This is a genomic window from Shinella zoogloeoides (assembly GCF_003574625.1).
Classification (GTDB): Bacteria; Pseudomonadota; Alphaproteobacteria; order Rhizobiales; family Rhizobiaceae; genus Shinella; species Shinella zoogloeoides_A.
In genome coordinates, this window is sequence record NZ_QNUJ01000002.1 from 49394 (window position 1) to 68552 (window position 19159).

At 64.6% G+C, this 19159-nt stretch carries 16 protein-coding genes; 6 read left to right on the forward strand and 10 right to left on the reverse strand.

Features of this window, described 5'->3' with window-relative positions:
- Positions 1-21: 21 nt before the first annotated feature.
- A complete protein-coding gene (gene hisD / locus DSD28_RS03720; RefSeq protein WP_119255023.1) occupies positions 22-1335 on the reverse strand; it encodes a histidinol dehydrogenase in 1314 nt (437 codons plus the stop codon).
- 95 nt (positions 1336-1430) lie between these two features.
- A complete protein-coding gene (locus DSD28_RS03725) occupies positions 1431-3233 on the reverse strand; it encodes a thiamine pyrophosphate-binding protein (RefSeq protein WP_119255024.1) in 1803 nt (600 codons plus the stop codon).
- Positions 3234-3619: 386 nt separating this feature from the next.
- Here DSD28_RS03725 and DSD28_RS03730 point away from each other — a divergent pair, with 386 nt between their 5' ends.
- The gene (locus tag DSD28_RS03730; protein WP_119255025.1) at positions 3620-4309 is read left to right on the forward strand and encodes a hypothetical protein; all 690 of its coding nucleotides are present in this window, start codon (positions 3620-3622) and stop codon (positions 4307-4309) included.
- A gap of 13 nt (positions 4310-4322) precedes the next feature.
- Here the strand turns inward: DSD28_RS03730 and DSD28_RS03735 are convergent, their stop codons facing one another.
- A complete protein-coding gene (locus DSD28_RS03735; RefSeq protein WP_119255026.1) occupies positions 4323-5150 on the reverse strand; it encodes a helix-turn-helix transcriptional regulator in 828 nt (275 codons plus the stop codon).
- 163 nt (positions 5151-5313) lie between these two features.
- On the opposite strand from DSD28_RS03735, the gene DSD28_RS03740 reads away from it, so the two are divergent.
- Together DSD28_RS03740 and DSD28_RS03745 are read left to right on the forward strand one after the other, a co-directional pair.
- Positions 5314-6261 carry a Gfo/Idh/MocA family protein gene (locus DSD28_RS03740; RefSeq protein ID WP_245424733.1) on the forward strand — a complete coding sequence of 316 codons (948 nt, stop codon included), beginning with the start codon at positions 5314-5316 and terminating at the stop codon, positions 6259-6261.
- 23 nt (positions 6262-6284) lie between these two features.
- Entirely contained in the window at positions 6285-7169 is an 885-nt protein-coding gene (locus DSD28_RS03745) for a sugar phosphate isomerase/epimerase family protein (RefSeq protein WP_119255028.1), read from the forward strand.
- Between the two features lie 109 nt (positions 7170-7278).
- Here the strand turns inward: DSD28_RS03745 and DSD28_RS03750 are convergent, their stop codons facing one another.
- Together DSD28_RS03750 and DSD28_RS03755 are read right to left on the reverse strand one after the other, a co-directional pair.
- A complete protein-coding gene (locus tag DSD28_RS03750; protein ID WP_162911238.1) occupies positions 7279-7980 on the reverse strand; it encodes a GntR family transcriptional regulator in 702 nt (233 codons plus the stop codon).
- 106 nt (positions 7981-8086) lie between these two features.
- A complete protein-coding gene (locus DSD28_RS03755; protein WP_119255030.1) occupies positions 8087-9208 on the reverse strand; it encodes a branched-chain amino acid ABC transporter substrate-binding protein in 1122 nt (373 codons plus the stop codon).
- 314 nt (positions 9209-9522) lie between these two features.
- On the opposite strand from DSD28_RS03755, the gene DSD28_RS03760 reads away from it, so the two are divergent.
- Genes DSD28_RS03760 through DSD28_RS03770 form a run of 3 tightly spaced genes read left to right on the forward strand, consistent with a single transcriptional unit; the run spans position 9523 to position 13353 of the window.
- A complete protein-coding gene (locus tag DSD28_RS03760; RefSeq protein ID WP_119255031.1) occupies positions 9523-10932 on the forward strand; it encodes a glycerate kinase type-2 family protein in 1410 nt (469 codons plus the stop codon).
- Entirely contained in the window at positions 10929-12209 is a 1281-nt protein-coding gene (gene eno, locus DSD28_RS03765; RefSeq protein ID WP_245424734.1) for a phosphopyruvate hydratase, read from the forward strand. Before DSD28_RS03760 ends, eno begins: the two co-directional genes overlap by 4 nt.
- Before the next feature lie 22 nt (positions 12210-12231).
- Positions 12232-13353 carry a tyramine oxidase subunit B gene (locus tag DSD28_RS03770; RefSeq protein WP_119255032.1) on the forward strand — a complete coding sequence of 374 codons (1122 nt, stop codon included), beginning with the start codon at positions 12232-12234 and terminating at the stop codon, positions 13351-13353.
- Between the two features lie 60 nt (positions 13354-13413).
- On the opposite strand, the gene DSD28_RS03775 is transcribed toward DSD28_RS03770, so the two are convergent.
- From DSD28_RS03775 to DSD28_RS03795, 5 genes are all read right to left on the reverse strand, one after another.
- Positions 13414-14619 carry a multidrug effflux MFS transporter gene (locus DSD28_RS03775; protein ID WP_119255033.1) on the reverse strand — a complete coding sequence of 402 codons (1206 nt, stop codon included), beginning with the start codon at positions 14617-14619 and terminating at the stop codon, positions 13414-13416.
- Positions 14616-15086 carry a MarR family winged helix-turn-helix transcriptional regulator gene (locus DSD28_RS03780; protein ID WP_245424735.1) on the reverse strand — a complete coding sequence of 157 codons (471 nt, stop codon included), beginning with the start codon at positions 15084-15086 and terminating at the stop codon, positions 14616-14618. The genes DSD28_RS03775 and DSD28_RS03780 overlap by 4 nt, the downstream gene beginning before the upstream one ends.
- A gap of 407 nt (positions 15087-15493) precedes the next feature.
- Positions 15494-17494, reverse strand: a complete 2001-nt coding sequence (locus DSD28_RS03785) for an iron ABC transporter permease (RefSeq protein WP_245424736.1) — start codon at positions 17492-17494, stop codon at positions 15494-15496.
- Positions 17491-18300, reverse strand: coding sequence for an ABC transporter ATP-binding protein (locus tag DSD28_RS03790; RefSeq protein ID WP_245424737.1), 810 nt, complete (start codon positions 18298-18300; stop codon positions 17491-17493). Before DSD28_RS03790 ends, DSD28_RS03785 begins: the two co-directional genes overlap by 4 nt.
- The gene (locus DSD28_RS03795) at positions 18297-19040 is read right to left on the reverse strand and encodes an AraC family transcriptional regulator (protein ID WP_119255036.1); all 744 of its coding nucleotides are present in this window, start codon (positions 19038-19040) and stop codon (positions 18297-18299) included. Before DSD28_RS03795 ends, DSD28_RS03790 begins: the two co-directional genes overlap by 4 nt.
- Between the last annotated feature and the right edge of the window lie 119 nt (positions 19041-19159).

Here is a 19159-nt window from a genome sequence, read left to right on the forward strand (position 1 = left end):
GCGGGCTCTTGTGCGTGTCGGTTAATTGGGCTCGACGGGCATGGCGTATCCGACGTTCTTCCCGCCGTAGCGACGCACGCGGATGTTGGCCTGCTCGGCATGGCCGGAAAAACCTTCCATCAGGCAGAGCCGCGAGCTGTAGGCGCCGATCATGGCGGAGGCTTCGTCGGTCAGTATCTTCTGGTAGGTGCAGGTCTTGAGGAACTTGCCGACCCACAGGCCCCCGGTGTAGCGGGCCGCCTTGTTGGTCGGCAGGGTGTGGTTGGTGCCGATCACCTTGTCGCCGAAGGCGACATTGGTGCGTGCACCGAGGAACAGCGCACCGTAGTTCCTCATGTTGTCGAGGAAGTAGTCCGGATCGCGCGTCATGACCTGGACATGCTCGGAGGCGACGCGGTCGGCCTCGGCCAGCATCTCCTCGATCGTGTCGCACAGGATGATCTCGCCGCAATCCTCCCAGGCCCTGCCGGCGACGGCTGCCGTCGGCAGGATCTTCAGGAGGCGCTCGATCTCGGCGAGCGTATCGCGCGCCAGCTTTTCCGAATTGGTGATGAGGACGGCCGGCGAATTGACGCCGTGCTCGGCCTGGCCGAGGAGGTCCGTCGCGACAAGCTCGCCGTCGACGCTGTCGTCCGCGATGACCAGCGTTTCCGTCGGTCCGGCGAAGAGGTCGATACCGACGCGGCCGAAGAGCAGGCGCTTGGCTTCCGCCACATAGGCGTTGCCGGGCCCGGCAAGCATGTCGACCGGCGCGATCGTCTCGGTGCCGTAGGCCATGGCGGCGATCGCCTGCACGCCGCCGAGGCAATAGATCTCGTCCGCACCGGCAAGGGCCTGAGCCGCGACGATCTTCTCGGCGATCTTCCCCTGGAAGGGCGGGGCGCAGGTGATAACGCGCTCGCAGCCGGCGACGCGCGCCGTCAGCACGGTCATATGAGCGGAGGCGAGCAGCGGATATTTGCCGCCGGGCACGTAGCAGCCGACATTCTGGACCGGCACATTCCGGTGGCCGAGGATCACGCCCGGCAGGGTCTCGATCTCGATATCCTTCAGCGCCGCCCTCTGGGCTTCGGCGAAGCGGCGGATCTGGTCCTGCGCGAAGTCGAGATCGGCGCGTTCCTGCACCGTCAAGCCATCGATGCAGGCGGCGATCTCCTCTCTGGTCAGGCGATAGGAGTCGCGGTCGAACCCGTCGAAGCGGACGGAGAGTTCGCGAACCGCCTTGTCCCCGCCGTCCCTGACTTTGGCGAGAAGCGCCTCGACCGCCGTGGTGACCGCACTGTCGGCGCCGCCGTCCTGGGTGATGGCCTTGGCTGTTTTGATGTGCCGGATCATGACAAAGTCTCTTCGTTCACGGTCGCCGGTGGCGCCGCGTCATCCATGGTCTTGGGAGGGAAACGAGGGAGGCAGCGCCTCCCCCGAGGTTTCGATCAGAGGTGCTGTTCGCGGGCGCGCATCTCGGCGTAGGCCGCCTGCTCCTTCTCGTAGTAAGCCGGCGACGGGAAGTCCCACCAGCCGGTGGCGAACGGGCCGGCCGCGTCACGCGAGACAATGACCTCGACGAGGGCCGGGCCGCCGCATTCGAGCGCCGCCTTCAGGGTGCTCTCGAGATCCCCGTCCTTCTCGACCTTCCAGGCCTGAAGCCCGAAGGCCTTGGCGGAAGCGGCGATATCGGCCGAATAGGGCGCACCGTTGCCGGCGTGATGATTGAACTCGGAGGCGATATGGCGACCCATGAACTTGCGCATGCCGCCACGGATCGACATGTAGCCCTGGTTGTTCAGCACCAGGAAGACGACATTGACGCCATTCATGACCGCCGTACCCATCTCGGGCAGCGACATCATGAAGTCGCCGTCGCCGACGATGGCCACGACCTGCCGGTCCGGGCAGGCGAGCTTGGCGCCCATAGCCGCCGGCACCGCCCAGCCCATCGGCGAGTAGGAACCGGAGGTCAGGTGCGTGCGCGGCTCGTAGACCGGGAAGCTCTGCTTGACCGAGCCCTGCGTGTTGCCGGAACCGACGACGACGATGCCGTCGCGATCGAGCACCTTGCGCAGCGCCACCAGCGGACGCTGCGAGGTGAAGGGCGTCTCGCGGCTGTTCTCGCGCGGCTCGACCTGGGCGCGCCAATCGGCCTTGGCCTTCTGCACATCGGCGAGGAACGGCTCGCGGCGGGCGAGCATCTTCTGCGAGTCCGTATCCGAGATCAGCGAGAGCAGCGCCTCCAGCGTCACCTTGGCATCGGCGACGATGCCGACCTCGGTCTCGTAGTTCTTGCCGATCTCGCGCGGATCGAGGTCGATATGGATCAGCTTGGCCGAGGGGATCGAGAAGGAGACGCCCTTGGCATAGGACGAGGCCGACCAGTCGGTGAAGCGGCAGCCGACCGAGACGACGACATCGGCCGAGGCGGTGATCTTGTTGCCGCAGGTCGTGCCGGTCTGGCCGACGGCGCCGATGAACAGCGCATGATCTTCCGAAATGGCGCCCTTGCCGTTCCAGGTGATCGAGACGGCGGCGCCAAGCTTTTCGGCAAGGCGCGTCAGTTCAGCCGAGGCGTTCGCCGTGATCGCGCCGCCGCCGGCGACAATGACCGGGCGCTCGGCGGCAAGAAGAACCTTCAGCGCCGCTTCGACGGCCTTCGGATCCGGATAGGCGACGCCGACCGGCAGGCGCTTGCCGAGCGGATGGATCGTGACATCCGCCGCCTCGACCTGGACGTCCATCGGGACCTCGACATGAACCGGACCCGGGCGGCCCGTCAGCAGTTCGCTGAAGGCGCGATGCATGATGCTTGGGAGGACCTGCACCGAATTGGCCTGCCAGGCGCGCTTGGTCACCTGCTCGGTGATGCGCGGGAAGGCGTTGTCCTGCTGGCGCTCCAGCTCCTGCATGGTGCCGTGGCCGTGCATGTAGGTCTGGGGCGAGCCGGAGACGTAGAAGAGCGAGGTGGAGTCGCAATAGGCCGTCGCAAGGCCGATGATGGTGTTGGCAGCGCCCGGACCGACCGAGGTCGAGCAGGCCATGGGCTTGCCGGAGGCGCGGTAATAACCGTCGGCCATATGAACCGCGCTCTGCTCGTGCATCACCTGGATGAAGGGGATTTCCGAGCCTTCCTGCAGGAAGGCATCGAACAGCGACCAGATGCCATGGCCCGGCACGCCCGCCACATACTCGACGCCGTATTCCTTCAACGCTTTCGCGACGACTTGGCCACCTGTCAGTTTCATGTGATCGACCCTCTGAAATCTTGTTCTGTCGTGAGCAGAAGACCGTCTCCAGGTACGGTTTCCAGCGATGGGCCTATTCTTCGGCGGAGCGAGGTGCGCCCGCAAGTTCGCAGCCATCGAAACACTGACGCGAGATGACGCACTTCCAAAGCAGCTCTGCTTCACGGATCGTGTTTGTGCCGGCGACATCACGGTCGCGGCGGCCGATTTTCGGCACTCCGCACCACGGCGGAACGGCGAACGGAAAACGGCCCTGAGAGAAGCATCATTCGCAAAGTGAAGCTGGTATCGCGTCATTACGCGAACAAATTAATTGCGGCGCGCACTTTTTCCGAAGCGCGCGCTATGGCTTGCTCGGAGCACTTTCATACAACAGGGACGCCGCCGTGCAGAACCTAAGCAGAGATTTGGCCTTCGCGGACGATTTCATTTCCGCAACGCTGGTTGAGAATGTGGCCGACTACGACGTGGCGGACGCCGTCGTGGTCAATATCAGCCCCTCCCCGATGGTGACGGGCGACGAGCATCCCGCCATCGTGCCGGCCTGGAAATCCACATGGCTGAAGGGTGGCCGCATCCGCTCGGCGGAGCGGGCTGCAATCATCAAGGTCGTCAACCCCACCAATCTCGGCGGCTGCATGTTCCGCGGCTGGGACTGGCTCGGCAACCGCATCCGCAGCTTTCCGCGCGATACGCCCCTCTACATCTCGGCGCAGGACGAGATCGGCACGGTGACCCTCGACCCGCGCGTCTTTACCAACGAGCGCGCAAGAGCGGAAACGCCGCAGGTTTTCACGCTGAAGCTCAATCTCTGGTGGTCGCCGGGCGATACCGACTGCTTCATCCACAACGAGCACCCGTTCCTGGAAACACACACCCAGATCCACGGGCTTGGGCGCATGCAGAAGTTCAAGACGCGCGACGCAGCGACGCTTTATGAAGACGTCGTGATGCCGATCGGATATTCGCACGACCCCTTCTGCCGGGTGACGGGCGAGAACCAGTGGACCTATCCCTGGCACCGCTACTATGCGGATACCGACAGCGTATGGCTCGCCGTCGAACTGCATCCCTGACGCGGAGGGGCCGTCAGCTCATCTGGATCATGTCCGAGCCGTCTCCGAGATACTGCAGCGCCTCGCGCGGGATTGCGGGGTCGTTGCGGTCGAGCACCGTGAGGTCTTTCAGGTGATCGCGCCGCAGGAGCCCGGGGCCGCGATAGTGCAGCGCCACCTTCGTCGAATAAGGCTGGCGAAAGACCGTCGCGGCAATACCGCTGGAAATGCCGAACATGAACTTCTTGGCATTGCGCTTGACCTGCGCATAGACGCCGAAAGTCAGCTCGTTCGACTGGATGCCCTCGAAATCCGCCGTGAAGAGACGATCTGCAACAGGGAAGCAGAAGCCATAGTATTTGAAGACATATTCCGTCTTCTTCGGATTATCGAAGCTCGGGAAGCGCTCGACGTAATAGTGCTGGAGGAATTCCTTGTTGCGGTAGATGCAGAAAGCGGAACGCAGCACGAAGCCCTTGTAGATCGAGGAGAACTGGTAGCGATCATAGACACCGACGATGTCATCGTGATCGACGCTGTTGTTCTCGACGATCATGTCCGAGACGAAGCGGGAGAATTCCGGCAACTGGCGGGCCGTCGCCATCGCGTGGAAGAAGTTGCCTTCGACGAGCGTGCGGAACTCCTCCGGATCGGTGAAAAGCATCGGCACGCTGAGGCCGAAGTAATTCGCGATGATCCGGAGATTCGCGGTCGACGGCACATGGGCGCCGGACAGGTACTTGTTGAACTGCTGCCGGTTGACGTTGATCTTGCGGCACACCGCCGCGACCGATCCATGCTGCTCGCAGAGCGTTCTGAGGTTGGCCGCCAAGGCGGCACCGTCCCGACCAAGATGTTCCATTAAAGCCCCGATACCTGACGCATTATGACGCTATCCTTACTTCACATCGCTAATGACTTCAATCATCTGCGAAGTTGTGGCGCGCGGCCTGCGCGATCAATCTTCAGATGAAGGACGAGGAGGAGCCGGGGTGCATTCCAGGCAGGAATTTGGGTGGTCGGTCATGGGCACCGGCACGATCGCAACCGAGCACATGGTTGCGGCGATCCGCGCCGCCGGCCATCAGCCGCTGTGGGTCGTCAGCCGCAACCGGCAATATGCCGCGCACTTTTCAAACGACATGGAAATCCCCGACATCGCCGTCGATGCACGGCGAGCGCTGGAGGATCCGCGCGTCGGCTTTGCCTATGTCAGCGCCGCCCGGGAACGCCGAAAGCATTACATCCTCGCCGCGGCGAACGCAGGCCGGCATGTGCTTTGCGACGGGCCGATCGCCAGAAACTTCCGCATCGCCGATCAACTCGCCGATGCGTGCCGGAAGGCGGGCATCATACTCGCGCTCAATCAGCCGCTGCGCGCCCTCTCACCCCACCAGACAATGCGCCGGTTGGCACAGGAAGGCGAAATCGGCGCGCTGCAATCCGTCCTCATCGTCCGCGGCGCACCTTTCCAGCCACCGCCCAACCGCCATGCCGAGGAGACGGTGGACCGGAAGGAAGCGCTTTTCGACCACACCATAGACAGCATCGATCTCGCGCGCTTCCTCACCGGCCAGGAGCCCGCCACCGTCTCGGCACTCGCCGCCTGCGACCAGCGGGCCTATGCGATGCGCCTCTCCGGCGGTGCGATCTTCCAGTCCTACGAGAGTTTCACCACGGCCGAATTCGAGAGCGTCGTGATGCTTGCCGGCGATCGCGGCACGCTCATCGCCAACGGAACGCTCAGCGGACGAGGATCCGGCACGCTCGTGCGACGGCTGAACGGCCGGAGCGAACTCATCCCGGTGCGCGACCGCGACCAGCACCTCACCATGGTTGAGGCTTTTCTCACCCTTCCCCAGAAACCGGCGACATGGATGGCGCTCGGAGAAGACAACGTGATCGCCCTTCGCGCCGCCGAAGCCGTGCGCACCGCCCAAAACAGACACCCGGCTCTCATAGCCGGCACATGACATCAGTCCGAGGAGGTCAAATCATGCCCCGCACCCAAAACCAGCTCATCTACCATTCGATGGCCTCCAAGCCGAACACGCTCGCCATCGATATCGAAATCGCCAAGAGCCTGGGTTTCGACGGTCTCGAAACCTCTGGCGCGAAGATCGCGGCATTCCTCGACGCCGGCTTCAGCAAAGAGGAACTGAAGGAGCGGCTTGGCGGCCTCGCCCTCCCCGGCATCGGTTTTCTGATCGATCTCGAGCGACAGGGCGAAGGTCGAACGCAAATGCTGCACGAGGCGGAAGCACTCTGCGCCCTCGCCTGCGCCGCCGGCGCGAAGGGCATTGAAGCCATCACCGGCCCACTCGACATCAGGGTTTTCGAAGCGGGGGCTGCGGAGCGCTATCCGGGCCTCTATCGCGGCCTCATCGACCTGCCGACGGCGGAACAGACCGAATTGACGGCCGCCAATCTCCGGGCGGTCGCGGATACCGCTGCCGCCCATGGGCTGCTCGTCTACCTCGAAGCGCTCTCCTGGACGCCCCTTAACAACCTTGAAGCGCAGCTCCGGATTCTAGATCGCTGCAAGCGGGACAATGTGCGGCTCGTCATCGACTTCTGGCATTCCTACACGTCCGGCGACACACCGGAGCATGTTTCGCGGCTGAACAAGGAACTGATCTATGGCGTGCATCTTTGCGACTCCCTGCCTTTCACCGGCGGCATTCCTGACGAGCCGGTGCTTCGCGATGTGCCGACCGGCCAAGGCGTTCTCAACCTGCAGGAGTGGGTCGATGCAGTGAAATCGACGGGCTATACGGGTTGGTGGAGCTGCGAACTCTTCTGCAAACGCCAACATCAAGACAACAGCTTCGCTGTAGCGGCGGACCTCAAGAGTCTCATGGAGAGCCTTGTCGCAGAGTGATAAGGCGATCGCCATTGTCGCTTCATGAACAGCTCCCGCTCGTGAAGCTTGCTGGCCGTCCGCCGCGCGAGGTACCGATGGCTTGCGCGAAGACTTCAGGCGGCCGGGCTCAGGCCTGATCGAGCTTCTGCAGGTGCTCCACGAGGATCGCACCTTCGAGCTCGTTGTGACGGGCAGCGAATGCGACGGCGGCATCCTCTTCGCCTTGCAGAAGCGCCCGGACGATGGGATCGTGCTGGCCGACGATCTCGTCCGGGTCGAGCACCAGAGCGTCGCTGGACTGGATATAGATACGCACCTGATGCTCGATCAGCGAATATTGCTCGATCAGGCGCCGGTGGTTGGACAGGGTCACGATGGCCTTGTGCAGGTTCATGTCTTCCTGCGCGATGACCCTCTTGTTCCCCTTCGAACAGGCTGCCTTCAAACGCGCGAACGCGGAGGTGATCGCGGTGGAAGGTCCATCCGCCGCGGGCTCATTCCTCACCCGCTGCGCGACCAGACGGCTCGCCAGCGCCTCGAGGCTTGCCCGAAGCGTATAAAGCTCCCAAGCGTCATGGGCGCTCAATGTCATGACCGTCCATCCGGTATAGGGCACCTGGACAAGCAGGCCCTCCTGAACGAGCTGATGGAAGGCGGTCCTGATCGTTCCGCGCGAAACGCCCACCTGCTCGGCCATCTGGATCTCGGTAAGCCGAGCGCCCAGCGGGATGTCTCCAGACAGGATCGCATCGCGCAGCCGGTCAGCCGCCTGGGCCTCGGTGGTGCGCTTCTGCACCTTCTTGACGGTGAAAATCGAGCTCGTATCCATGACCGATGCAATACCAAATCGGGACCAGATTGTCGAACAAGAAACAATTTTGGATTCAAGGCCCTGACGGGAAAGGAACGGCTCCCCGAAGGGAGCCGCCGGAAGATCAGCCGCCGATTTCGACCGGGGCATAGTTGCCGTCGTCGCCCTTCTTCCACTCGTAGATGACGAATTCCGGCCGCGTGAGATCGCCCTTGGCGTCGAAGCCGAGATCGCCGATGACGGTGGAGAACGGCCCGTTCGCCTTGATGAATTCGGCGAGCGTGGCCGAGTCCTTCGACTTGCTCTTCCCGATGGCCTGCGCGATGACCTGCAGGGAGGCGTAGGAATAGAGGGTATAGCCTTCCGGCTCGAAGCCCGCCGCGCGGAACTTGTCGACGATCTCCTTGCCGGCGGGATTCTTGCGCGGATCGGACGCGAAGGTCATGAGGATGCCGTCGACGGCGTCGCCGGCGATAGAGGCCAGTTCGTTCGAATTGACGCCGTCGCCCGCCATCATCTTCGCGTCAAGGCCGAGATCCTTCATCTGCCTTTTGATCAGGCCGGCTTCGGTGTGATAGCCGCCGTAGTAGATGAACGTGGTTCCGGCCGCCTTCATCTTCGAGATGAGCGCCGAATAATCCTTCTCGCCGGGCGTGATGCCCTCGAGGAGCACTTCCGTGATGCCGGCCGCGTTCAGCGCCTTCTTGGTTTCCTCGGCAAGGCCCTGGCCATAGGGCTGCTTGTCATGGACGATTGCGATCTTGCCGTCCTTGAAGTTCTCCAGGATGTACTTCGCCGCGATCTCGCCCTGCTGGTCGTCGCGGCCATTGGCGCGGAAGGTGTTCCACAGGCCGCGCTCGGTATAGACCGGATTGGTGGAGGCCGGCGTGATGTTCAGCATGCCGTTTTCCGCATAGACCTCCGATGCGGGGATCGAGACGCCGGAATTGTAGTGCCCGATGACGTATTGCACGCCGTCGGCGACGAACTTGTTGGCGACGGAAACGCCCTGCTTGGCATCCGAGGCATCATCGCCGAGCACGATCTTGATCTGCTCGCCATCGATGCCGCCCGCCGCGTTGATGTCCGCGGCAGCCTGCTCGGCGCCCTTCTGCAATTGAAGGCCGAACACGGCGTTCGGGCCGGTGATGGGTCCTGCCACGCCGACCACGATATCCGCGTGCGCTGCATGCGCGAGCCCGCACGAAAGCAGGACGCCAGCAGCCAGTCGAATATATGCTTTCATTTCACCCTCCTGAGGATACGGGCAATTGATCTGTTTGCCGCGCACGGCGCCCGCATGCGCACGCGGCGTTCATAGCGATCGGGCCGCAACTGCCGGCCGGAAACCCTCTTCGTTCGTTCCCTTCGGCTCCTGGCACACGGCCCTTCCATCGAATGGAGAAGCGCTCCATTCGCACGGCAATCGATTATCGATGGTTAAACTTACTGTCAATTGATTGTTTGACAATCAATTATTTTTCGGCCATTGGCTATGCGCAGGCAGATGAGCGACCGCCGTCCCGCCCCTCCCGGAAAACGCATCGCCGAGTGTAAAAGATGAACAAAATCAGGAACTCAGAAGCATTGCTCGCACAGGGCGACGTCCAGTCACGGCGGATCGTGCTCGAAATCGCGGATCGCACGCTGGAGCGGCTCGACAGCTACCACCGCATCCGCTCCATCATGCGAATGGACGGCGATGTGCTCACCATCGGCACGCGGTCCTGGGACCTGTCGAAGAAGCGGAACGTCTACCTGTTCGGCGCGGGCAAGGCCTGCAACCACATGGCGATGGCGGTGGATCACGTTCTCGGCGACCGCCTGACACGCGGCATCGCCATCGTGAAGATCCACGAGGAGACCGACCGTTTCAACAAGACGGAAGTCCATGTCGGCGGCCATCCGCTGCCGAACGAAGAGGGTTTCCGGGCTTCGAGGAAGATGATCGAGATCGTCGATCACGCGGGGCCGGACGATCTTTTCATCGCCGTCATCAGCGGCGGCAGCTCGGCACTGATGTCCTGCCCCATCGACGGCATTTCCCTCCAGGACGAGATCGACACGACGGACGTGCTGCTGAAGTCCGGCGCCGGCATCGTCGAGATCAACGCCGTGCGCCGGCACATTTCGGCGTTGAACGGCGGCATGCTCGCCAAACGCATTCAGGATGTTGGCGCGGAGCTGATCGGCTTCGGCATTTCCGATGCGGTCGGCTCGCCGGCGACGGGCGATATCTCCGTCCCCTATGCCGCCTACAAGAGCACGCCCATCGGCCCCGACGCCACGACGCTGGACGACGCGCGGGCGACCATCGTCAATTACGACGTCGCCGATCGCCTGCCGAAAAGCGTGGTCGACTACCTGATGAATGCGGGGCCGGACAAGGAAACGCCGAAGGCCTTTCCGGACAACACCTATTTCCTGCTCAACACGCTGCCGGATTCCTGCGTCTACGCCAAGGAAGCCTGCGCGGAGATGGGCATTCCCGCCGTCATCCTCACCTCCTTCCTCGAAGGTGAAAGCCGCGATGCGGGCACCTTCCTCGCCTCGATGGCGCGCGAGATCCAGACCTACGGCAATCCGGTCAAGGCGCCCTGCGTGCTGCTCAGCTCCGGCGAGGTCACGACGCAGATCCTCGACAATTCCACCATCAAGGGCCATGGCGGCCCCGGCCAGGAGATGACGGTGAGCTTCGCCATCACGGCCGCCAAGACGAAAGGCGCCTGTCTGCTCTCCATCGACAGCGAAGGCACCGACGGCACGGCGAAGGTCGCCGGCGGCATCACCGATTCCACCAGCCTCAAGGCGGCAACCGGCAAGGGTATCAGCCTCTACCAGGCGCTGCGCGAGCACAGCTGCTTCCAGGCGCTCGACGCCATCGGCTCCGCGGTTTTCACCGGCAATACCGGCACCAACCTCTGCGACCTCAACATCCTCTACGTCCCGGCGCTCGAGAAGGGCAAATGACCATGGAAGACAAGATCACATCCGTCCGTGCCCAGCAGATCATCGACTGCAAGTGCCGCCCGGCCGTCGAGGTCGAGATTCGTACGGAGAGCGGCGCCGTCGGGCGCGGGGCTGCCCCCACCGGCACCTCGGTCGGCATGCACGAGGCCTTCATCCTGCGCGACGGAGACCGGTCCAGCTACAACGGCCTCAGCGTCCACAAGGCGGTCGAATATGCCATCGATATCATTGGTCCGGCCCTCGTCGGCATGAACGTCTTCGACCAGCGCGCCATCGATATGAGGATGATCACGCTCGACGGCACGCCGGACAAGCACAATCTCGGCGGCAATACCATCTATTCCGCCTCCATCGCCGCCTTCCGCGCGGCGGCCGACTCGCGCCGCATGCCGCTCTACAGGCACATTGCCGGCCGGGACATCCACACAGTTCCGGTGCCCTGCTTCAACATCGTCAACGGCGGACGCTACGAGACGCTGACGCAGGCCTTCAACGAATTCCTGATCGTTCCCTACGGCACCGACAGCATCGACTTCGCCGTCGAGATGGCCGTGACGGTGTTCCAGAAACTCGCTGAAGTCCTGACGAAACATCTCGGCCACAAGCCGCAGGTCGCAAGCTCCTACGGCTATGCCGCGCCCTCAGACGACCCGGAGGTCATTCTTGCCCTGATGCAGGAGGCCATCGACGCCTGCGGCTATACCGGCCGCATCGCCTTCGCGCTCGATTGCGCCTCGAGCGAGATATACGACAAGGAGGCCCACACCTACCTGCTGAAAGGCAAGCAGGTCACCAGCGACGAGCTGATCGCCTATGCCAAGGGCCTGACGGAAAAGTTCAATATGGTCTTCATCGAGGATCTCCTCGATGAGAACGACTGGGACGGCTATAGCAAGGCGGTTCGGGAGCTGACCCGCACCATCGTTCTCGGCGATGACCTCACCGTCACCAGCCCTGCCCTCCTGAAACGCGCCCATGAGACGCGGGCCGTCGATGGCTTCATCCTAAAGCCCAACCAGGTCGGCACGATCACCGAGGCGATGGACGCCCACCGTTTCGCCAGCGAGCATGGCATGTTCTCCGTCCCCTCCGGCCGCTCCGGCGGCATGGTCGACGATGTGGTGATGGATTTTTCCGTCGGCCTCGAAGTGCCCTTCCAGAAGAACGGCGCACCGCGCTCGGGCGAGCGCATAGAGAAGCTGAACTTCCTGATGCGCGCCAATGCCGCAAGCCCCGGCTGCCGCCTCTACGACATCAAGCCCCTCCTCCGGTTCTAAATCTCAAGAAAAGGTTGTTTCCATGTATCCCAGGATCGATTTCACCTATCTCTCGGAACCCGACATGATCGCCGCCGGCGTGCTGGACGCCGGGCGCTGCGTCGAGGTGTGCGAGGAGACCTTCAGCCTGCTCGGCAAGGGCGACTACCTGATGGGCGGCGCCAACCACAACAGCCACGGCCTCAACATCGTCTTTCCGAAGGAGACGACGTTCCCGAACATGCCGGTCGCCGGTCCCGACCGGCGCTTTGCCGCCATGCCCGGCTATCTCGGCGGCCGCTTCGACGTCTGCGGCAACAAGTGGTACGGCTCGAACCACGCCAACATGGAAAAGGGCCTGCCGCGCTCGATCCTGACCATGATGCTCAACGACAAGGACACCGGCGCGCCGCTGGCCCTGATGTCGGCCAACCTCTTGAGCGCAGCGCGCACCGGCGGCGTGCCGGGCGTCGCCGCAAAGCATCTCGCCAACAAGGACGCCGAGGTCGTCTCGGTCGTCGGCTGCGGCCCCATCAACAAGGCCTGCTTCACCGCGATCATGACCCAGCTCGGCGCGGTCAGGAAGGTCGTCTGTTTCGACCTCTTCCTCGACAAGGCGAAGGAATTCGCGAGCTGGGCGGCGGCGGAATACGGGGGCGAAGCCGTCGGCGTCGACGATACCGAGGCCGGCTTCCGCGGCGCGGACGTGATCACCGTCGCAGCCTCCCGCCTGAAACCGCTGTTCTTCAAGGACGAGTGGATCAAGGAAGGCGCGACGATCCTCGTTTCCGGCCCGTTCAACACGGACGAATCCTTCCTGACCAGCGCCAGGATCGTCTACGACCATACATCCCTGCAGGAAGCCTATGTCGAGGACGCCATCGCCTCCGGCAACAAGGATGCCTATTACGGCGGCGTCATCGGCGGCCCGTTCTTCCGCCTCATCGATGCCGGCAAGCTGCCGACGCTGAAGGATTCGACGGGCCTCGGCGATGTCGTCAACGGCGAGAAGCCCGGTCGAGAGAACAGCAGGGAACGCGTGATCTTCATCGCCTGCGGCATGGCCGTCTTCGATATCAGCTGGGGCTTCGATCTGCTCCAGAACGCCAAGGCCAAGGGGATCGGCCAGAGCCTCAACCTCTGGGAAAGACCCAGTCAGGGATGATCCTTGAGGGTCATGCGCCCCACGCCGTGGGGCGCAGGTCTTTTCACGGCGGCCCGCCCGTCAGGCGCGTGCCCGATTGGCGAGCCAGAAAGAGATCTGCGCGACGATGCCCGCGCCGAACAGGACCGAGCCGGCAGCAAGCATCGGATTGCCGCCGAGGCCGCCAAGCGCCGTGCAGGCGGCCCCGATCGCCATCTGCGCGGAGCCGTAAAGTCCCGAAGCGGAACCGGCGGCCTGCGGGTTGACGCCGAGCGCCTCCGTCAACGCCGCCGGGGACGCGAGCCCCGCGCCGAAGCTGAAGACCAGCATGGGCATTACCGCGAGCGCTACATTCAGCCAGCCCGAAAGGGCGGCGGCGAGAAACAGGGTCGCGGCGATGCAGCTTATCAGATTGCCGAGGATCATCAGGCGCACGGTCGGCATGCGTGAGACGGCGCGGCTTGCAGCAAGGCTTCCGAACCATATGCCGGCGACATTGATCGCCAGATAGACACCGACCTCGTAGGTCGGCCGGTGAAGCTGGTTGACGAAGATGAAGGGCGCCGCGCCGATATAGGCATAAAGCGCGGTGGTGGCGCAGCCTCCGCCGATCGTATAGCCGAGAAAGGCCCGCGAGCGCAGCAGCGCCAGATAATTGCGCATGACCTGCCGCACGTCCTTTCCGCCGGCCGCCGGGCGATCGCGAAGCAGCGCATGGATGAGCGCGAGATTGGCAAGGCCCAGCAAGGTGAGCGCGACGAAGATCGACCGCCAGCCCGTCGTCTCGGCAAGCGCGCTTCCGATCAGCGGCGAAAGCCCGGGGCCGGCCATCGTCATCAGGTTCATCAGCGAGAGTTTGCGGGCGGCCTCGGCACCGGACGCACCGTCACGCACGAGCGCCCGGCCGAGCACGAGGCCCGAACAGCCGCCGAGCGCCTGGAACAGGCGCGCGACGATCAGCACCTCGACGGTCGGCGCAAAGAAGGCCGCAAGGCTCGCCGCCGTATAGACCAGCATGCCGGCGATCAGCACCGGCCGGCGGCCATAGCGGTCTGACACCGGCCCATAGACAAGCTGCCCGACGGCAAGGCCGGCAATATAGGTGCTGAGCGTCAGCTGCGTGGCATGGGTCGTTGCGCCCAGGGATCTGGCCGCCAATGGAAGCGCCGGCACGAAGATATGCATGGCAAGCGTGCCGCTGAGCGTGATCAGCGCCAGCAGCCATAAAGGCGTGCGGACAGGCGCGGCAGGCGCCACGGCCTCCGACCGGTCGGACAGGATCGTCATGATTTTCTATCGCTTTCGTTCATGGTCAGCAGCTGTCCGCAGACCTGTTCGAGAACATGGCGGGAGATCGCCAGATCGGTCTGCGTGATACCGGCAAGGACTTCGTCCTCGATGCCTTGCGACACGCTTTCCACCTGCCGCACCAGCGCCCTGCCCGCCGCGGTGATGGCGATCGCCTTGGCCCGCCGGTCCTCCTCGTCGGGATGCTGCTCGATTAGGCCGGCCGCATCCAGATTGGCGAGGATGCGGACGACCGAGGACGTATCGAGCGTCAGCACGGCGGCCAGATCCTTCTGCCGCATGGGTCTGCCTGCCTGCGCCAGCCGCAACAGCGGCAGCCATGTCGCCTCCGAAAGGCCGAACACCTGAAGCCGCGCATCGACAGCCTTGCGCCATTGGCGCGAGACCAGACTGACGAGCGTGCCGAGGCGGCGGCTGGAAAGAGGAAGCATCGGGTTCGATGACATCGCGTCACCTATTTAGTTTGCATGCAAACTAAATAGGTGACATGCAAACCAATTGCAAGACCCCGCGTGTCGTGAGGATGGATGCCTGCCCAAGGCCATTTCGGTTCGGCGCGAAGCATCGCTGCCTATCTTCGCCTCGGCTCGGCACGCGGGTTCGATGATGCAGAGACCAATCTGCTTTTGCGCAGTCCATTGCGATTAGAAAGCAAGGATCGAGGTTCGGCGTGGCTGCAGAGATGGGCTCGCTCATCAGCACGAAACAAGGAGCGACAGCCATGGCCAAGCCGAAGACGACCGCGCCCGACCAGACATTCCTACCCTTCGACCTCTACCTTTCGGAGAACATCCGAGGCTGCTGCGTAGCGCCCGAGCGCGGTGCATCCAGCATCCTTTCCGGCCCGCAAAGCTCACCTGTTCGATGCTCGGCCATTTGATCGCGGCCGCAGGAGGAGCGTGAAGAGCGGGGCACCGATGAGGGCGGTGATGAGGCCGGCGGGGAGTTCGTTGGGGGCGATCAGGCTGCGTCCGACGATGTCGGCCATCGCCAGCAGGAGCGCGCCGAGGATCATCGCGACGGGCAGGAGGCGAGCGTGTCTTGGGCCGGTGAGCAGGCGGGCGGCGTGCGGGGCAAGCAGGCCGATGAAGCCGACGGCGCCCATGGAAGAGACGGCGACGGAAACGCACAGGCCCGCGCAGGCGATCGTCACGATGCGCATTCCTTTCGAGGCGAGGCCGAGGGCGCGAGCCGTTTCGTCGCCGAGGGCGAGCGTGTCGAGATGGCGCGCGGCCGCGACGGCGGCGAAAAGCAGGAGGGCAAGCCAGGGCATCAGCATGAGGGCATCCTCGTAGCCGCGGCCATGGGTGGAACCGGCAAGCCACGACAGCGCTTCGGCCGTCTGCAGCCGCGCCTCGACCACGACGAGGGTTCCGGCCGCGCCGAGGCTCGCCGCCGTCGCCACCCCGGCAAGCACCAGCTTTTCGGGCGAGCGGCGCAGGCCGAAGGGCAGGACCAGAAGAAGCGCGGCGAAGGCGCCGCCGGCCGTCACCATCTGGAAGGGCAACGAGCCGGGCGCAAGCCCCGCAAGCAGAGCCAGCAGGCTGAAGAGCGCCGCGCCCTGCGTCAGGCCGACCGTTTCCGGGCCGCAGAGCGGGTTGCGGGTCACGGCCTGGAGCAGGACGCCGGCGGCGGCGAGAAACGCGCCCGCGCCGAGCGCGATCAGGAGGCGGGGCGCCCTGAGATCGAGATTCGCGAGCACCTCGCCGGGGGAAAGCGAGAGGCCGTCGCCGAAGGCGAGACCGGCGAGCAGGATCGCGGGAACCGCGATGGCGATGCCGCCGGCAAGAGAAAGACCGCCGAGCCGCTTCGACAGGCCGGGATCGCGATGCCTTCGCTCCGCGCCGGTGCGGGCGACCCGCAGGACGACCAGCATGGCCGGCGCGCCGAAACAGGCGATGACCGTTCCCGTCGGCAGGACCGTTCCGCTGGTGGAGAGAAGCTGGACCGTCACGTCCGCAAGCAGGACCACGTTGGCTCCCCATAGCGCCGACAGAGGCAGGAGGCAGCGATGGCGTATAAGCCCCAGTGCGCGCAGGAGATTGGGGACGGCAAGCCCGACGAAGCCGACGGGGCCGGCAAGCGCGACCGCCGCGCCCGACAGGACGACGCTTGCCGCAAGGCCGAGCAGCGTCGTTACCCGGGTCATGCCGAGGCTTCTTGCGGCATCGTCCCCGAGCGCAAGCAGATCGAGCGCGCGGGTCGTTCCCAGCAGAAGGGCCAGCGCCGCCAGGATCGCCGGGCCGGCGGTCGCGACCTTCTGCCAGCCCGTCTGGTCGAGAATGCCGGATGACCAGAGGACCAGCCCGGAGGCGCGCTCGTCGGCCATCAGCACGATCGCCGAAGCGAGCGCGGAGAAACTGAGCGAGATCGCGACGCCGGCCAGCGCCAGGCGGACGGGCGGGGCGCGAAATCCGCCGCCCAGCGTCAGGCAGGCGGCCGCGCCGGCCATGCCGCCGAGGACGGTGGCCGCAAGCGACGGCATCTGAAAGGGCAGAAGCAGCGTGGCGATGACGAGGGCGAGATGCGCCCCGCTGGTGACGGAGAGAATATCGGGAGCGGCAAGCGGGTTGCGCAGCGTGGTCTGCATCACCGCGCCGGCGACCGCCAGTGCGGCGCCGATCAGCATCGCGGCGGCGACACGCGGGGCGCGGACCGTTTCCAGTATGGCTTGCGGCAGGGTCGCCGGGCGCTGCGGGAAAGTCAGCACATCGGACCAGCCGATAAGACTGCTGCCGAGCCGGAGATCCAGCACCGCCAGGACGAGCAGCAGGAAGAGGCCGGTGAGCCACAGGCCATTGCCGGAGACAGCTCCAGACATGGCCCTCGATATGGGCAGCCTTGCATCCGTCATCGCACGTCCCGGCTGTCGTCGATCCAGTCGACCAGGCAGAAGGGCCGGCCGTCGCGCGGATGGGGCACCACGTCGACCTTGCAGCCGAAGGCCTCCGAGAGGAGCGCCGGCGTCAGGGTTTCGGCGGGGGTGCCGATGGACAGCACTTCGCCCTTGCGCATCAGCACGACGTCGTCGGCCAGGTCCATGACCTGGTTGAGGTCGTGGAGGACGGCCACGATCGTCAGGTTCTCCCACCGGTTGAGACGGCGTAGCAATGTCAGCAATTCGGCCTGGTGGCGAATGTCGAGAAAGCTCGTCGGCTCGTCGAGGAAAAGTAGCTTCGGCTCCTGCGCAAGCGCCATGGCCACCCAGGCGCGCTGGCGTTCCCCGCCGGAAAGCGTGGCGATCTGGCGTTCCCGCATCGCGCCGAGATCGACCCGCTGGATGGCGGCCTCGATGGCCCCGCGGTCCCGCGCGGTCAGGCGCCCGAGCCAGGGACGGTGCGGATAGCGGCCCTGTTCGACCAGTTCCTCGACATTGAGCCCTGCCGGGGTTTCGGGATTCTGGCTGAGCACGGCAAGCTGGCGGGCGATATCGCGGCGGGAAAGCTCGACGAGGGGCCGGCCGGCCAGCGTCGCGACGCCGCTCGTCGGCGTTTCCAGTCCGGCGAGGCATTTCAGCAGCGTGCTCTTGCCGGAACCGTTGGCGCCGCAGATGGCGGTAATGCGGCCGGGGCGTATCGAGACGCTGACGTCGCGAAGCGCATGGGCCCCCTCGAAGACCATGCCGACGGCTCGCGTCTCGGCAACAGGAGCCATGCTCATGAACGAACCTCACGCATCGCCTTGCGCAGCGCCGAAAGGCTGCGGTAGCCGACATCGACGGCGGCCTCGTCGAGGCGCGCGCCCTCCGCCCGCCGGCGCATGACATGGGCCATGCGCATGCGCCGGCGCCATTCGGAAAAGCTCATGCCCGTCTCCATGCGGAAGCGGCGGGTCATGGTGCGGCGGCTCATGCCGAGCCTGTCGGCCCAATGGTCGATGTCGAGATCGATGGAGGGCGTGTCGGCAAGGTCGTTGCACAGTTTCTGAAGCCGCCTGTCGGTCGGCATGGGCAGGGCGAAAGGGCTTTCCTCGGCGCTGGCGATCTCCTCGAGGATCAGCGCGACGAGATGGCCGCCACGCCCCTCCACGTCATAGAGGATGGGCTCGCCGAGCAGGGCCGAAACGGTGGCGGAAAGCAGCGCCGACATCGGGATGACCCGGATGGGCTCCCAATTGACCTGCGGCGTATCGTTCGCCTCGATATAGAGCGACTGCATGGCGACGCGGCCATGTGCGGTGACGGCATGGGGCACGTTGGGCGCGATGAGCAGGCCGTAGCCGCTTGGGACGATGAAGGAGGCGGAGGGGATGCGGGCCGTCATGAAGCCGTCCTTGATCAGCAGGAGTTGCCCGCGGCGATGGCTGTGCCAGCCGGAATCGACGCTGCCCTGATAGACACGTGCCATCGCGGCCATGGGGCGCGGGACGTTCTGAAGATCGATGGCTTGCGGCCGCCTCATATCGCCTCCATGCTGCGCGGGACGCTTCGTTTCCCCTGCAGAAGGGGCGCTGCCGCCTTCCGCGGCGGGAGCCATAGTCTGAACGAGACGATTTTTCAAAAGCATGGATTGGCCCGTTT

Coding starts and splice junctions, on each gene's coding strand:
- hisD (WP_119255023.1), bottom strand. CDS start 1,335: ATGATCCGGCACATCAAAACAGCCAAGGCCATCACCCAGGACGGCGGC.
- DSD28_RS03725 (WP_119255024.1), bottom strand. CDS start 3,233: ATGAAACTGACAGGTGGCCAAGTCGTCGCGAAAGCGTTGAAGGAATAC.
- DSD28_RS03735 (WP_119255026.1), bottom strand. CDS start 5,150: ATGGAACATCTTGGTCGGGACGGTGCCGCCTTGGCGGCCAACCTCAGA.
- DSD28_RS03740 (WP_245424733.1), top strand. CDS start 5,314: ATGGGCACCGGCACGATCGCAACCGAGCACATGGTTGCGGCGATCCGC.
- DSD28_RS03745 (WP_119255028.1), top strand. CDS start 6,285: ATGCCCCGCACCCAAAACCAGCTCATCTACCATTCGATGGCCTCCAAG.
- DSD28_RS03750 (WP_162911238.1), bottom strand. CDS start 7,980: ATGGATACGAGCTCGATTTTCACCGTCAAGAAGGTGCAGAAGCGCACC.
- DSD28_RS03755 (WP_119255030.1), bottom strand. CDS start 9,208: ATGAAAGCATATATTCGACTGGCTGCTGGCGTCCTGCTTTCGTGCGGG.
- DSD28_RS03760 (WP_119255031.1), top strand. CDS start 9,523: ATGAACAAAATCAGGAACTCAGAAGCATTGCTCGCACAGGGCGACGTC.
- eno (WP_245424734.1), top strand. CDS start 10,929: ATGACCATGGAAGACAAGATCACATCCGTCCGTGCCCAGCAGATCATC.
- DSD28_RS03770 (WP_119255032.1), top strand. CDS start 12,232: ATGTATCCCAGGATCGATTTCACCTATCTCTCGGAACCCGACATGATC.
- DSD28_RS03775 (WP_119255033.1), bottom strand. CDS start 14,619: ATGACGATCCTGTCCGACCGGTCGGAGGCCGTGGCGCCTGCCGCGCCT.
- DSD28_RS03780 (WP_245424735.1), bottom strand. CDS start 15,086: ATGTCATCGAACCCGATGCTTCCTCTTTCCAGCCGCCGCCTCGGCACG.
- DSD28_RS03785 (WP_245424736.1), bottom strand. CDS start 17,494: ATGACGGATGCAAGGCTGCCCATATCGAGGGCCATGTCTGGAGCTGTC.
- DSD28_RS03790 (WP_245424737.1), bottom strand. CDS start 18,300: ATGAGCATGGCTCCTGTTGCCGAGACGCGAGCCGTCGGCATGGTCTTC.
- DSD28_RS03795 (WP_119255036.1), bottom strand. CDS start 19,040: ATGAGGCGGCCGCAAGCCATCGATCTTCAGAACGTCCCGCGCCCCATG.